The organism is Streptomyces lydicamycinicus (assembly GCF_000829715.2).
In the GTDB taxonomy this organism is placed as follows: Bacteria; Actinomycetota; Actinomycetes; order Streptomycetales; family Streptomycetaceae; genus Streptomyces; species Streptomyces lydicamycinicus.
The window spans coordinates 389,604-403,847 of sequence record NZ_BBNO01000010.1 but is presented as its reverse complement, the minus strand read 5'-3'; the positions used below and the strand labels follow the sequence as shown (position 1 = coordinate 403,847).

The following is a 14,244-nucleotide window of genomic DNA, read 5'->3' as shown; positions in this document are numbered from 1 at the left end:
ATCATGCGCGGGCGCAGGCTGACGCATCGACAAAGGAGCAGCTCATGGCCGATGTTGTGCGTGCCGCACTGGTTCAGGCGACCTGGACCGGCGACACCGAATCGATGATCGCGAAGCATGAGGAGTACGCCAGAGCGGCCGCCGCGCAGGGCGCGAAGGTGATCGGCTTCCAGGAAGTCTTCAACGCCCCGTACTTCTGCCAGGTCCAGGAACCCGAGCACTACCGCTGGGCCGAGCCGGTGCCCGACGGGCCGACCGTCCGGCGGATGCAGGACCTGGCCCGCGAGACCGGCATGGTCATCGTCGTCCCCGTCTTCGAGGTCGAACAGTCCGGCTTCTACTACAACACCGCCGCCGTCATCGACGCCGACGGCACGGTCCTGGGCGCCTACCGCAAGCACCACATCCCGCAGGTCAAGGGCTTCTGGGAGAAGTACTACTTCAAGCCGGGGAACGCCGGCTGGCCGGTCTTCGACACCGCCGTCGGCAAGGTCGGCGTCTATATCTGCTACGACCGCCACTTCCCCGAGGGCTGGCGGCAGTTGGGCCTCAACGGCGCCCAGCTGGTCTACAACCCCTCCGCCACCTCCCGCGGTCTGTCCGCCTACCTCTGGCAGCTGGAGCAGCCCGCGGCCGCGGTCGCCAACGAGTACTTCATCGCGGCGATCAACCGGGTCGGCGTCGAGGAGTACGGCGACAACGACTTCTACGGCACCAGCTACTTCGTCGACCCCCGGGGCCAGTTCGTCGGCGAGGTCGCCAGCGACTCCAAGGAGGAACTGGTCATCCGCGACCTCGACTTCGGCATGATCGACGAGGTCCGGCAGCAGTGGGCCTTCTACCGCGATCGCCGCCCCGACGCCTACGACGGGCTGGTGCAGCCATGACCCCCGACCCCGCGGGCCTGTACGCCCGCCATCAAGCCGTCCTCCCCTCCTGGCTGAGCCTCTACTACGAGCGGCCGCTCGAACTCACCCATGGCGAGGGCCGCCACGTCTGGGACGCCGAGGGCAACCGCTATCTCGACTTCTTCGGCGGCATCCTCACGACCATGACGGCGCACGCCCTGCCCGAGGTCACCAAGGCCGTCGCCGAACAGGCCGGCCGGATCATCCACACCTCGACGCTCTACCTCTCGCGCCCCATGGTCGAGCTGGCGGAGCGGATCGCGGCGCTCTCCGGCATCCCCGACGCCCGGGTCTTCTTCACCACCTCCGGTACGGAAGCCAACGACGCCGCCCTCCTCCTGGCCACCTCGTACCGCCGCTCCAACCAGATCCTGGCGATGCGCAACAGCTACCACGGCCGGTCCTTCTCCACCGTCGGCATCACCGGCAACCAGAGCTGGTCACCCACCAGCCTCTCGCCGCTCCAGACGCTCTACGTCCACGGCGGGGTGCGCAGCCGCGGCCCGTACGCCGAGCTGAGCGACGATGCGTACACCGAGGCCTGCGTCGCCGACCTGGAGGACATGCTCCAGCAGACCGCGGGCGGCGTCGCCGCGCTGATCGCCGAACCGGTCCAGGGCGTCGGCGGATTCACCATGCCGCCGGACGGCCTGTACGCCGCGTTCCGCGAGGTGCTCGCCCGGCACGGCATCCTCTGGATCAGCGACGAGGTGCAGACCGGCTGGGGCCGTACCGGCGACCACTTCTGGGGCTGGCAGGCGCACGCCGACAACGGCCCGCCCGACATGCTGACCTTCGCCAAGGGCATCGGCAACGGGATGTCCATCGGCGGGGTGGTGGCCCGCGCCGAGGTGATGGACTCGCTCTCCGCGAACTCCATCTCCACCTTCGGCGGCAGCCCGGTCACCATGGCCGCGGGCCTGGCCAACCTCGGCTACCTCCTGGAACACGATCTCCAGGGCAACGCCCGGCGGGTCGGCGGCCTGCTCATCGAGCGGCTGCGGGCGGTCGCGGCCAGCCTCGATCTCGTCCGGGAAGTGCGCGGCCGCGGCCTGATGATCGGCATCGAACTGGTCCGCCCCGGCACCGACGAGCGCTCGCCGGAGGCCGCCTCCCTGGTCCTGGAAGCCGCCCGCGAACGCGGCCTGCTGATCGGCAAGGGCGGCCAGGGCGGCGCCTCACTGCGCATCGCACCCCCGATGACGCTGACCATCGCCGAGGCGGAAGAAGGCGCGGATCTGCTGGCGGACGCGCTGCGGGCGGCGCAGGGGCAGCTGGCTCCGGCGTAGGGGCACGGCCACGGCCGGGCGTTTCGTCGGGCGCGAGGCCCCGGCCCCCGGCTGAGGCCCGCGGGGGAGTGCGGACCGGACGACGCGGGACCGGGCCGTGGCGCCTGATACGCCTTAGGCGGCCCCGGCGGTCTCCCGCACCGTGTCGGCCACCAGGGTGAAGAAACGGGTGTGGGCGCGCCGGCTGCACGGGGCCTCCGGATTCCATGGCAGCAGCCGGGACCGGGCCTCGATCGCGCGCCAGTGGGCGTCGGACCGGAGCTGTTCGGGCCGGGCGGCATTGGCCCGTACGTCCATCAGCACGATGTCCGGCGCCATCGCCGCGGCGTCCGCCCAGCCGACGGTGGACCAGTTCACCCCGGCGCCCGCGGCCGGCTCCAGCAACCCCACACCGTGCTCGGTCAGTGCCCGCAGATCCGGCCAGGAGCTGGGCCGGGCCAGATGCACCCGCTCCGGGCCCGCGGGCGACAGCGCCAGCACCCGCGGCCGTACGGCGCCGCCGGTCGCCTGCCGCAGGGCGTCCTCCGAGGCGTCCAACTCCCGTGCCCGGACCAGCGGTTCGCCGCGGCCGAGCGATCCGGCGAGCGCCGCGAACCGCTCGCGCACCCCGGCCAGGCTCCGGCCGGGTCCCACCGCGACCGTGGCGACCGGGACATGTGCCTCCAGCTCCAGGGCGGTCTTCTGCCCCAGCCCGTAGACCTGCTCGCCGTCATAGGTCACGGCCACCACGAGGTCCGGCGCCGCCTCCAGCAGGGTGTCAGGGTGCAGCGCGCCACCCGAGCCGAGATAGCCGATCTCCGCGAGCGGCAGCTCACCGGCCTTGGCGGGGTCGGGGGCGGCGCCGTCGTGCTGGGACCCGAAGAGCCCCACGGGGCGTATGCCGTGGTCCCACAGCGTCGCCCCCGCCTGTATGTACGCCACGATCCGCAACGGCCGGTCGCCGGCCACCGCCAGGCGCCCCCGGTCGTCGGAGAACTCCCACGGTGTGCTCTGCTCCATGAGCCCGCCGCCTTTCCGATTCGTCCGTCAGAATGCCGGGCCGCCCGCCAGGTTCGCCCGCCGGTTCGGCGCATACCTGCCCATCGCGTCACTCCCGCACCCCTCCTGCGGGTAGTACGCCCCCTCGTCCGTGCCCCGCGTTGAACCGTCCAGCTGATCGTCGGCGCAACACGAACGTCTCCGCTGATTAACGGTCACGGTATTGCCACCGTGGGTGACATGCTTCTACGGTCTCCTTCTCGACCGTGATCTACGGGTGTAGACCGGTTGTGGCGTGGCGTCAGCGGAGCAGACCTGCCGGGGGGAATGGTGCGCGTCGAGCTCCGCCTTCCCGTGCCGCCGATGTCGCTGGTGTGGAAGGGAGCAGGATTGTGAGCCGTACGGTCGTGCAGAACGGACTGGTGATCACCGCCGCCGATGAGGTCCACGCCGATGTCCTGGTGGAGGACGGCCGGGTCGCCGCCCTCGCGGCACACGGCAGCCACACCGCGGACGGCTGGGCCGGGGCGGCGGACCGCGTTCTCGACGCCACCGGGAAATACGTCATCCCAGGGGGCGTCGACGCGCACACCCATCTGGACTTCCCCTTCGGCGGGACCTTCTCCTCCGACAACTTCGAGACCGGGACCCGCGCCGCGGCCTGGGGCGGCACCACCACCCTCATCGACTTCGCGGTGCAGTCCCGCGGCAAGTCGCTCCGGGCCGGCCTGGACGCCTGGCACGCCAAGTCCGACGCCCAGTGCGCCATCGACTACGCGTTCCACATGATCCTCTCGGACGTCAACGAGCACACCCTCAAGGAGATGGACCTCCTGGTGGCGGAGGGCGTCACCTCGTTCAAGCTCTTCACCGCCTACCCCGGCGTCTTCTACAGCGACGACGGGCAGATCCTGCGCGCGATGCAGCAGTCCGCCGGCAACGGCGGGCTGATCATGATGCACGCCGAGAACGGCATCGCCATCGACGTCCTCGTCGAACAGGCGCTGGCCGAGGGCCGCACCGACCCGCGCTACCACGGCGAGGTCCGCCGGGTCCTCCTGGAGGCCGAGGCCACCCACCGCACCATCCAGCTGGCGCGGGTGGCCGGCGCCCCGCTCTATGTCGTCCATGTCTCCGCCGAGGAAGCCCTCGCCGAGATCGCCCAGGCCCGCGACAAGGGGCTGAACGTCTTCGGTGAGACCTGCCCGCAGTATCTGTTCCTGTCCACCGACAACCTCGCCGAGCCGGACTTCGAGGGCGCCAAGTACGTGTGCTCCACGCCCCTGCGGCCGCGGGAGCACCAGGCGGCGCTGTGGCGCGGGCTGCGCACCAACGACCTCCAGGTGGTCTCGACCGACCACTGCCCGTTCTGCTTCCAAGGGCAGAAGGAGCTCGGCCGCGGCGACTTCTCCAAGATCCCCAACGGGATGCCGGGCGTGGAGAACCGGATGGACCTCCTCCACCAGGGCGTCGTGGAGGGCCGGATCAGCCGCCGCCGCTGGATCGAGATCGCCTGCGCCACCCCGGCCCGGATGTTCGGCCTCTACCCGAAGAAGGGCACCCTCGCGCCCGGCTCCGACGCCGACCTCGTCATCTACGACCCCACCGCCCAGCAGACCGTCTCCGCCGAGACCCACCACATGAACGTCGACTACTCGCCCTACGAGGGCAAACGCCTCACCGGGCAGGTCGAAACCGTGCTCTCGCGGGGCGAACTCGTCCTCGACCGGCGGGAGTTCACCGGACGCGCGGGACACGGCCAGTACATCCCGCGTGGCACCTGCCAGTACCTCATCTAAGGAGCCCGCTGTGGACTTCGGAGTTGTCCTTCAGGCCGACCCGCCCGCTTCCGCCGTTGTGTCCCTGATGCGCCGCGCCGAGCGCAACGGCTTCCGCTACGGCTGGACCTTCGACTCGACCGTCCTGTGGCAGGAACCGTTCGTCATCTACAGCCGGGTGCTGGAACACACCGAGCGGCTGATCGTCGGCCCGATGGTCACCAACCCCTCCACCCGCACCCCCGAGGTCACCGCCTCCACCTTCGCCACCCTCAACGACATGTACGGCAACCGCACCGTCTGCGGCATCGGGCGCGGCGACTCCGCGATGCGGGTGGCCGGGCGCCCGCCCAACACCCTGGCCCGGCTGGGCGAGTCGATCGGCGTCATCCGTGATCTCGCCGAAGGCCGGGAGGCGTACATCGGCGACCACCGGATCAAGATCCCCTGGGTCAAGAACGGCAAGCTCCCGGTGTGGATGGCCGCCTACGGGCCCAAGGCCCTCGCCATGGCCGGCGAACTGGCCGACGGCTTCATCCTCCAGCTGGCCGACCCCTTCCTCACCGAATGGATGGTCAAGGCGGTGCGGAAGGCCGCGGTGGACGCCGGCCGCGATCCGGCCGACGTCACGATCTGTGTCGCCGCACCGGCCTATGTGGGCGACGACCTGGACCACGCCCGCGAGCAGTGCCGCTGGTTCGGCGGCATGGTCGGCAATCACGTCGCCGACCTCGTCGCACGCTACGGCGAGCACTCCGGCATGGTGCCGGACGAGCTGACCGCGTACATCGCGTCCCGGGAGAGCTACGACTACGCCCACCACGGCCGGTCGGGCAACCCCGACGCGGGCTTCGTGTCGGACGCGGTCGTCGACCGCTTCTGCCTGCTCGGCCCGGTCGCCGCGCACATCGAGAAGCTGCGGCAGCTCCAGGCGCTGGGCGTGGACCAGTTCGCGCTCTACGCCATGCACGACGCCAAGGAATCCACCATCGACGCCTACGGAGCAGAGATCCTTCCCGCGTTCGCCGACTGAACAGGCTCCGGGAGCAGGCGCGTTGCGGCCCCGCGCGCCGCCCCGGCCCGTCGGCCGGGCGCGGCGACCGTGCCACCGCCGTGCCGCCCGGCGACCGGCGGCCCGCACCCGGACGAAAGGTCCCCGCATGCCCGCGACCTCACCCGTGCCGCCGGAACTCCCCATAACGCCCACGGACCAGATCACCGCACCGGACGGCCGCGTCGAACCGGCGCCGGGCGCCATCGCCGCGCACGGCCGGTACGTCAACGCCGATCTGTACCCCGTGCCGCTGGCCGAACGCCGCTGGACCACCTACAACTTCGCCGCCCTGTGGGTCGGCATGGCCCACAACATCCCCTCCTGGACGCTCGCCTCCGGCCTGGTCGCACTCGGTATGGACTGGAAGCAGGCGGTCTTCACCATCGCGCTGGCGAACCTCGTCGTGCTGGTCCCGATGCTGCTCACCGGGCATGCCGGCCCCAAGTACGGCATCCCCTTCCCCGTCCTCGCACGGGCGTCGTTCGGGCTGCGCGGCGCCAACCTGCCGGCGCTGGTGCGTGCCGCCGTGGCCTGCTGCTGGTTCGGCATCCAGACCTGGATCGGCGGCCAGGGCATCTACATCCTGCTGGGCAAGATCTTCGGCGGCGACTGGGCCGGGGCGACGGAGATCGCCGGCTACCCCTGGACGCTGTGGCTCTGCTTCCTGGTCTTCTGGGCCGTCGAACTCGCCATCATCCTGCGGGGCATGGAGACCCTGCGCCGCTTCGAGAACTGGGCCGCGCCCTTCGTCCTCGTCGGCGCGCTGGCGCTGCTCGGATGGATGGCCGCCAAGGCGGGCGGGTTCGGCCCGCTGCTGGACCAGCCGAGCACCCTGGGCTGGGGCGAGAACTTCTGGCCGGTCTTCTTCCCGTCCCTCATGGGGATGATCGGTTTCTGGGCGACCCTGTCGCTGAACATCCCCGACTTCACCCGCTTCGGGGCCGGTCAGCGGGCCCAGGTATGGGGGCAGTCCCTGGGGCTGCCGACCACCATGACGGCGTTCGCCCTGCTCTCCGTACTGGTCACCTCGGGTTCGCAGGCGGTGTACGGGGCGCCGATCTGGGACCCGGTCGCGCTGGCCGGCAAGGCCGACAATGTCTTCGGCCTGCTCTTCGCGCTGGTCACCGTCCTGATCGCGACCATCTCCGTCAATATCGCGGCCAATGTCGTCTCGCCCGCCTACGACCTGGCCCATCTGGCGCCGAAACTCATCAACTTCCGTACGGGCGCGCTGATCACCGGTGTGGTCGGCGTGATCATCCTGCCGTGGAAGCTCACCGCCACCCCCGAGCTGTACATCTTCACCTGGCTCGGGGTGGTCGGCGGACTGCTCGGCACCGTCGCCGGCATCCTCATCGCCGACTACTGGATCATCCGCCGTACCGTCCTCGACCTCGCCGAGCTCTACCGCCCCGGCGGCCGCTACTGGTACACGGCCGGCTGGAACTGGCGGGCCGTCCTCGCCTTCGTCATCGGCGGACTGCTGGCGGTGGGCGGCTCCTACTCGCAGCCCGGCAAGGGACCCTTCCCCGCCGGCGGCCTCCTCCCGTTCCTGAAACCGCTGGCCGACTACGGCTGGGCGGTGGGCCTCGGCGTCGCGCTGACCCTCTACACGGTGCTGATGCGCGCCACGGGCGGTCCCGTGAGCGAACTCCGGGGAACGGAGGGCCGGTTGGGGTGAGGCGGCCCGGGGCGTGGCAGCTGCGCCGCTCATGAACCGCGTGACGACGCCCGCCCCCCACTGGGACCGTCTCGCCACCGCGGGCGATGTCACTGCCCCGCACTACGGTGGCGCGCATGACCGAGATCAGTTTCTGGACATCGCCGCCCGACCGGATGACGCGAGGCAGCGGTTGCCGCTACAACATCACCGTCGTTCAGCCCCCGTTCGAGGTGCGGGCGGAGGATCTGCCGCCCCATGACCCGGCCGCCGCGCGCGCCTTCGCCGAGACGTTCCCGACCGTCGACGCGGTGCTGGAAGAGCTGGAGCCGGTGGCCGCCTGCGCGAATCCCTATCTGGCGACGCGCGCCGACCTGGACGTGATCCAGGTGGGGTGCTGGGGCAACGTGACGGCCATATCCGATCCCGCGATGGCCGACAACGGCAATGACACCCCGCTGTGGTACGAGGTGAACAGGCTGCATGAGCGGTTTCCCGAAGCCCGGATCGTCGGCCGGGTGGAGGTGGACTGCGGCGAGTCCCATACCGAGGACATCATCCGCCTGCCGGGAGGACCGGTGTTCCACGCCTCGGGGTGGCCGACGATGGATCCATGGGAGCTGACCGGCGACCCCCGTGCGGTCGCCGCCGCGCTGGGCATCGGCGCCGACGTGCTGCAAGAGCATGACCTCGACTTCGACGCCGACCCCGGCGACGTCGAATGGGCGGACTTCGCCACCCTCGCGCTGGGGGAGGCCGACCCGTGGCCCATGAGCAGCCTCACGACCTCCGTCTTCCGCGTCCGGCACACCGAGTCCGCCACCCGGACGATGGAGGAGCTGTACTTCCTCGGCGGCTGAGCAACGCGCGGTCCGGGAAGGTCAGTTGGACGGGTGTTCCGCCAGCCCCGCCAGCAGCCGGGGCAGCGCACTGCCGATCGGCTCACGGATCACCTCGGCGGCGAGCTCGTCGTACGGGGTCGGCTCGGCGTTGACGATGATCAGCCGGGCGCCGTGCTCCGCGGCCACCCCCGCGAGCGAGGCCGCCGGCTGCACCTGAAGCGTCGTACCGACCGCGAGGAAGACCTCCGCCGCCTTGGCCACGCCCAGTGCCGTACCGAGCACCTGCGGATCCAGTCGCTCACCGAACATCACCGTCGCCGACTTCAGAATCCCGCCGCACACCAGACACGCCGGATCCGGCTCGCCCGCGGCCACCCGCGCCAGCGCCTCCTCCATCGAGGAGCGGGCATGACAGCGGGTGCAGGTCACCTTGCGTACCGTGCCGTGCAGTTCGAGCACCTTGCGTTCGGGCATCCCGGCGCGCTGATGCAGCCCGTCGACGTTCTGCGTGATCACCCGCACCGGAGTCCCGGACCGCTCCAGCCTGGCCACCGCCTCGTGCGCGGCATTCGGCTGCGCGCGGAACGCCGGGCTCTCCTGCCGCATCCGCCACGACCGCCGCCGGATCTCCGGATCGCCCATGTACGCGTCGTAGGTGACCAGCTTCTCCGCCTCCGGGTCCCGCCGCCACAGCCCGTTCGGCCCGCGGTAATCGGGAATCCCGGAGTCGGTGGAGATACCCGCCCCGGTGAGGATCGCGACGAGGGGGCGGCGGGGCGGCTGGTCCGGGGAGGGGGCGGTGCGGGTCATGGGGTGAGCGTATGCACTCCGTGGGCCGGCCGTCTTGTCAGCTATCGGTGTCGGGGTGCCGGCCGGGCGAGTGCGTTCCAGGCGGCGGGGCCGCCGGGGAGGGGCCGGCCCCGGGTGGGGTGAGAGCCGGCCGCGGCAGTCGTGCGCGGGGCTTTCGCTGAATGGGGCGAAATGGCCGCGGTCCGGATCGTGCTGCGCCAGCGTGTTCCGGTAGGTGTCGACCGCGTAAGCGGATCTGCCCGGCCGTAGTTGCCAATCCCCTTCATGCGGCGGCCCGTTGGTGCTCTCCCGTAGCGCGGTGGCGAAGTGATGCGCCCACCGGGCGCACCGGGCGTCCTCGTCCGGGCAGCTCTGCCGTCTCCGTGGCCCCTACGTACGATCGCGAGGGGCCGGCCGCCGACCGCCCGCGCCCGAGTGGCCCGTCCCGCACCGCTCTCACCGCAGCACAGAGGAGTCACCGTGTTCACCACCCGCCCGACCCTCCAAGGCACCTTCGGTATGGCCTCCACCACGCACTGGCTGGCGTCCCAGTCCGCGATGGCCGTCCTGGAGGACGGCGGAAACGCCTATGACGCAGCGGTGGCTGCCGGGTTCGTGCTGCATGTCGTGGAGCCGCATCTGAACGGTCCGGCGGGTGAGGTGCCGATCATCCTGGCGCCCGCGGACGGGCCGGTGCGGGTGCTGTGCGGCCAGGGCCCGGCACCGGCCGGTGCGAGCGTGGCGCACTACACCTCGCTGGGGCTCGACCTGGTGCCCGGCACCGGACCGCTCGCCGCCGCGGTCCCCGGTGCCTTCGACGCCTGGATGCTGCTGCTGCGCGACCACGGCAGCAAGTCCCTGGCCGAGGTGCTGCGGTACGCCATCGGCTACGCCGAGCACGGCCATCCCGCCGTCGAGCGGATCGGCGCGACCGTCGCCACGGTCCGTGAGCTCTTCGAGACGGAGTGGATCTCCTCCGCCGAGATCTATCTCCCCGACGGCCGGCCCGTCGCCCCCGGAGGGCTGCTCAGGAACCGGCCGCTGGCCGCCACGTGGCGCCGGCTGACCGCCGAGGCGGAGGCCGCCGCGACCGGCCGTGAAGCGCAGATCGAGGCCGCCCGCCGTATCTGGCGCGAAGGCTTCATCGGCGAGGCGCTCGCCGGCTTCGCGGCCCGCCCCGCCATGGACACCTCCGGCGAACGCCATGCGGGCACCCTCACCGGCGACGACCTGGCCGCCTTCACCGCCACCTACGAGGCGCCCGTCACCCACGACTGGAACGGCTGGACCGTCGCCAAGGCCGGCGGCTGGTCCCAGGGCCCCGCCTTCCTCCAGCAACTCGCCCTGCTGCCGCCGGAGTTGCCCGCGTACGGCAGCCCCGAGTACGTCCATCTGCTCATCGAGGGCAGCAAGCTGGCGATGGCCGACCGCGAGGCCTGGTACGGCGACGCCGCCGAGGTCCCGCTCGACGCCCTGCTGAGCGACGGCTACAACGCCGGCCGCCGGGCCCTCATCGGCGAGCGCGCCTCGTACGAGCTGCGCCCCGGCAGCCCGGACGGCCGCGCCCCGCGGCTGAGCAAGCACGCGGTGGCGGCCGCGACGGGCGCGGCCGGCTTTGACGCGCGGGGTGCCTCCGGGCGCGGGGCGGGCGAGCCGACCGTCGCGCACGGGGTGCCGGGGGCGGCCGGGCCGGGCGTACCGGCGGATGTCGCCCCCGAGATCGACCGGAACGGCGCCACCCGCGGCGACACCTGCCATATCGATGTCGTCGACCGCTGGGGCAATCTGGTCTCCGCCACCCCGTCCGGCGGCTGGCTCCAGTCCAACCCCGTCGTCCCGGCGCTCGGCTTCCCGCTCGGCACCCGGCTCCAGATGGCCTGGCTGGAGGAGGGCCTGCCCAACTCGCTCACCCCGGGTCGCCGCCCCCGCACCACCCTCACGCCGTCCCTCGCGCTGCGCGAGGGGGTCCCGGTGATGGCCTTCGGGACGCCGGGCGGCGATCAGCAGGACCAGTGGCAGGTGCACTTCTTCCTGGCCGTGGCGCTGCGCGGGGCGGTCCGTGGCGGCCTCGACCTCCAGGGCGCCATCGACGCCCCCAACTGGCACCAGGACTCCTTCCCCGGCTCCTTCTTCCCCCGCGGGATGCGGCCGGGGAGCGTGACGGTGGAGTCCCGGATCGGTCAGCGGGTCATCGACGGGCTGCGCCGGCGTGGTCACCGGGTCACGGTGGGTGATGCCTGGTCCGAGGGGCGGCTGTGTGCGGTGGCACGGGACCCGGAGTCCGGTGTGCTGTCCGCGGCGGCGAATCCGCGGGGGATGCAGGGGTACGCGGTCGGGCGCTGAGGCGCTGTACGGGGCCGGGGACGGGTGCGCGTCCGGCGTTCACCGGGCGGCCCGGGCCCCGGCCCGTGCCCGCCGCGGCATCCGGAATTCACCTGGAGTCCAGTCCTCGTGTCAGTGGCTCGTGTTTCGATGGACACATGATCGAAGCACTTCGTACCCAAGAAGCAGGAGAGACCGCGATTACCCCGATTGCCGCCACCCCGTCCGCCGCGACCCCGGGCCCCGCCCCGGACGGCCCGTCGCTCGACCTCTCGGCCCTGGACCTGGCCGCCGTCGAGGCCGCCGTCCGCCGTGCCGCGGCCGACGAGATCATGCCCCGCTTCCGGCAGCTCGCCGCCGAGGACATCGTCGAGAAGAACGGGCCGCACGACCTCGTCACGGTCGCCGACCGGCTCGCCGAGGAACACCTCACCGTCTCGCTCACGGCCCTGCTGCCCGGCTCCCGGGTGGTCGGCGAGGAAGCGGTGCACGCCGACCCGGGCGTGCTCGACGCGCTGCACGGTGACGCCCCCGTCTGGATCGTCGACCCGGTCGACGGCACCCGCCAGTTCGTGCACGGCGACCCCGGCTTCTGCACGCTCGTCGCGCTCGCCCACCGCGGCGAGGTGCTGGCCTCCTGGACGTACGCCCCCGCGCTCGGCCTGATGGCCGTCGCCCGCCGCGGTGCCGGCGCCCGGCTGAACGGGGTACCGCTCCAGGCCGGCAGCCCGTCCGCCGGTGCCGTCCTCGATGTCGCCACCTCCCACTACGACTTCACCGACGACGAGCAGAAGCGGGTGCTCGCCACCCTGGAGACCGGCGGTATCGCCCCGCGCCCCTGTGGCTCGGCGGGCCTGGAGTATCTGCACATAGCCCGCGGCGAGATCGACGCCACGGCCTTCAGCTGGGAGAACGCCTGGGACCACGCGGCCGGGCTGCTGCTGGTCCATGAGGCGGGCGGCGCCAGCGGCACGGTCGCCGGGCAGCCGTTCCGTATCGAAGGCGGCAATGCGCTGCCCTTCACCGCGGCGCGGGACGCCGAAACGGCGCGGCGTATCCTCGGACTGCTGGCAGCCGCCAACTGACCCTCAACGCCGAGGGCCGGACGTGAGGGGAGTGGCGCAGGTGCCGAGGATGCTCGATGCCGTGGTGATCGGAGCGGGACCCAACGGCCTGACGGCGGCCGCCGAACTGGCCCGCCGCGGTATGTCCGTGGAGGTCTTCGAGGCCCGCGACACCATCGGCGGCGGCGCCCGCACCGAGGAGCTGACCCTCCCCGGCTTCCGCCACGACCCCTGCTCGGCGGTGCACCCCACCGGCGTCGGCTCGCCCGCCTTCTCCGCCATGCCGCTGGACCGCTACGGCCTCGAATGGCTGCACCCCGACCTCCCGATGGCGCACCCCTTCCCGGACGGCACGGCCGCCGTGCTCGCCCACTCCGTCGGCGAGACCGCCATGTCCTTCGGGCCGCGGGACGCCGGCGCCTACCGCAGGCTGGTGGCGCCCTTCGTCGGCAAGTGGGACACCATGGCCCACGACTTCCTGCGCACCCAGTGGCTCGGCCTGCCGCAGGACCCCGTGACCTACGCCCGCTTCGGCCTGGTCGGGATCCAGCCGGTCAGCCTCCTCAACCGCCGCTTCCATGGCGCGAAGGCCCGCGGACTGCTGGCCGGACTCGGGGCGCACGCCAACGCCCCGCTCAGCGGCATCGGCACCTCCGGTATGGCCTTGATGTTCGCGCTCGCCGCGCACCACAAGGGCTGGCCGGTACCGCGCGGCGGCTCCCAGGCCATCTCCGACGCGCTCGCCGGTCTGCTGCGCGCCCACGGCGGAGTGGTGCACACCGACTTCGAGGTCAAGCGCCTGGACGATCTGCCGCCGGCCCGTGCGTATGTCTTCGACACCTCACCGACCGCGCTCGCCCGGATCGCCGGACTGGGCAACGCCTACCGCGAGGTGAAGTACGGCCCCAGCGTCTTCAAGATCGACTACGCGCTGTCGGCCCCGGTGCCGTGGACGGCCAAGGAGGCGCACCGCGCCGGCACCGTCCACATCGGCCCCACCAGCGGTGAGATCGGCGCCTCGCTCAACGCCGCCACCCACGGCCAGGACCCCGCCGTCCCCTTCCTGATCACCGCTCAGCCCAGCCTGATCGACCCCACCCGCGCCCCCGAGGGCAAGCACACCTTCTGGGCGTACGGGCATGTCCCCAACAGCTGGGAGGGCGACGCCACCGAGGTCGTCGAGCGCCAGATCGAGCGCTTCGCCCCCGGCTTCCGCGACCTGGTGCTGGCCCGCGCGGTCGCCGGCCCGCCCCAAATCGCCGCCCGCAACGCCAATTACGTCGGCGGCGACACCAACACCGGCTCCGCGGCCGGCCTGCGCCTGCTCATCCGCCCCAAGCTCGCCCGGGTCCCGTACGAAACCGCCCACCCCGCCATCTACCTCTGCTCCCAGGCCACCCCGCCCGGCCCCGGCGTCCACGGCATGTCCGGCCACTACGCCGCCAAGACCGTCTGGCGCCACCTGCGCGCCAACCACCGCTGAACGACGGGCCGTTCGGTCCTGCCGCGGGGCTACGGGGCAGGGGCGCCATGGGACCGCGGGCCAGGGGTGCCGTGGAT

General features: G+C 72.1%; 11 protein-coding genes. 9 read left to right on the top strand and 2 right to left on the bottom strand.

Features of this window, described 5'->3' with window-relative positions; translation table 11 throughout:
• The first annotated feature begins 44 nt into the window (after nucleotides 1-44).
• A complete protein-coding gene (locus TU31_RS32580; protein WP_042161313.1) occupies nucleotides 45-887 on the top strand; it encodes a nitrilase-related carbon-nitrogen hydrolase in 843 nt (280 codons plus the stop codon).
• On the top strand, nucleotides 884-2,197 hold the full coding sequence (locus TU31_RS32575) for an aspartate aminotransferase family protein (RefSeq protein ID WP_042161312.1): 1,314 nt from the start codon (nucleotides 884-886) through the stop codon (nucleotides 2,195-2,197). The genes TU31_RS32580 and TU31_RS32575 overlap by 4 nt, the downstream gene beginning before the upstream one ends.
• Before the next feature lie 114 nt (nucleotides 2,198-2,311).
• On the opposite strand, the gene TU31_RS32570 is transcribed toward TU31_RS32575, so the two are convergent.
• Nucleotides 2,312-3,196 (bottom strand): ABC transporter substrate-binding protein, encoded by an 885-nt coding sequence (locus TU31_RS32570; protein ID WP_042161310.1) that lies wholly within the window; start codon nucleotides 3,194-3,196, stop codon nucleotides 2,312-2,314.
• Nucleotides 3,197-3,567: 371 nt separating this feature from the next.
• Between TU31_RS32570 and hydA the strand changes: the two genes are divergently transcribed.
• From hydA to TU31_RS32550, 4 genes are all read left to right on the top strand, one after another.
• Nucleotides 3,568-4,974, top strand: coding sequence for a dihydropyrimidinase (hydA, locus tag TU31_RS32565; RefSeq protein WP_042161308.1), 1,407 nt, complete (start codon nucleotides 3,568-3,570; stop codon nucleotides 4,972-4,974).
• A 10-nt stretch (nucleotides 4,975-4,984) separates the two neighbouring features.
• The gene (locus TU31_RS32560) at nucleotides 4,985-5,986 is read left to right on the top strand and encodes a TIGR03842 family LLM class F420-dependent oxidoreductase (protein ID WP_042161306.1); all 1,002 of its coding nucleotides are present in this window, start codon (nucleotides 4,985-4,987) and stop codon (nucleotides 5,984-5,986) included.
• A 127-nt stretch (nucleotides 5,987-6,113) separates the two neighbouring features.
• Nucleotides 6,114-7,688, top strand: a complete 1,575-nt coding sequence (locus TU31_RS32555; protein ID WP_042161303.1) for an NCS1 family nucleobase:cation symporter-1 — start codon at nucleotides 6,114-6,116, stop codon at nucleotides 7,686-7,688.
• 116 nt (nucleotides 7,689-7,804) lie between these two features.
• A complete protein-coding gene (locus TU31_RS32550) occupies nucleotides 7,805-8,527 on the top strand; it encodes a DUF6333 family protein (RefSeq protein WP_052719133.1) in 723 nt (240 codons plus the stop codon).
• Nucleotides 8,528-8,548: 21 nt separating this feature from the next.
• On the opposite strand, the gene TU31_RS32545 is transcribed toward TU31_RS32550, so the two are convergent.
• Nucleotides 8,549-9,319 (bottom strand): SIR2 family NAD-dependent protein deacylase, encoded by a 771-nt coding sequence (locus TU31_RS32545; RefSeq protein ID WP_042161296.1) that lies wholly within the window; start codon nucleotides 9,317-9,319, stop codon nucleotides 8,549-8,551.
• A 459-nt stretch (nucleotides 9,320-9,778) separates the two neighbouring features.
• On the opposite strand from TU31_RS32545, the gene TU31_RS32540 reads away from it, so the two are divergent.
• The 3 genes from TU31_RS32540 (at nucleotide 9,779) to TU31_RS32530 (ending at nucleotide 14,167) form a co-directional block, all read left to right on the top strand.
• Entirely contained in the window at nucleotides 9,779-11,641 is a 1,863-nt protein-coding gene (locus TU31_RS32540; protein ID WP_042161294.1) for a gamma-glutamyltransferase family protein, read from the top strand.
• A 137-nt stretch (nucleotides 11,642-11,778) separates the two neighbouring features.
• Nucleotides 11,779-12,705 carry an inositol monophosphatase family protein gene (locus TU31_RS32535; RefSeq protein ID WP_042161293.1) on the top strand — a complete coding sequence of 309 codons (927 nt, stop codon included), beginning with the start codon at nucleotides 11,779-11,781 and terminating at the stop codon, nucleotides 12,703-12,705.
• 49 nt (nucleotides 12,706-12,754) lie between these two features.
• Complete coding sequence (locus TU31_RS32530; RefSeq protein ID WP_042161291.1) at nucleotides 12,755-14,167, top strand: phytoene desaturase family protein; 1,413 nt, start codon at nucleotides 12,755-12,757, stop codon at nucleotides 14,165-14,167.
• Nucleotides 14,168-14,244 lie beyond the last annotated feature (77 nt).

What these genes read in the sequence shown, in the direction of transcription:
- TU31_RS32570 (WP_042161310.1), bottom strand. Translation starts at nt 3,196, where the DNA reads ATGGAGCAGAGCACACCGTGGGAGTTCTCCGACGACCGGGGGCGCCTG.
- TU31_RS32555 (WP_042161303.1), top strand. Translation starts at nt 6,114, where the DNA reads ATGCCCGCGACCTCACCCGTGCCGCCGGAACTCCCCATAACGCCCACG.
- TU31_RS32545 (WP_042161296.1), bottom strand. Translation starts at nt 9,319, where the DNA reads ATGACCCGCACCGCCCCCTCCCCGGACCAGCCGCCCCGCCGCCCCCTC.
- TU31_RS32550 (WP_052719133.1), top strand. Translation starts at nt 7,805, where the DNA reads ATGACCGAGATCAGTTTCTGGACATCGCCGCCCGACCGGATGACGCGA.
- TU31_RS32580 (WP_042161313.1), top strand. Translation starts at nt 45, where the DNA reads ATGGCCGATGTTGTGCGTGCCGCACTGGTTCAGGCGACCTGGACCGGC.
- TU31_RS32575 (WP_042161312.1), top strand. Translation starts at nt 884, where the DNA reads ATGACCCCCGACCCCGCGGGCCTGTACGCCCGCCATCAAGCCGTCCTC.
- TU31_RS32530 (WP_042161291.1), top strand. Translation starts at nt 12,755, where the DNA reads ATGCTCGATGCCGTGGTGATCGGAGCGGGACCCAACGGCCTGACGGCG.
- TU31_RS32535 (WP_042161293.1), top strand. Translation starts at nt 11,779, where the DNA reads ATGATCGAAGCACTTCGTACCCAAGAAGCAGGAGAGACCGCGATTACC.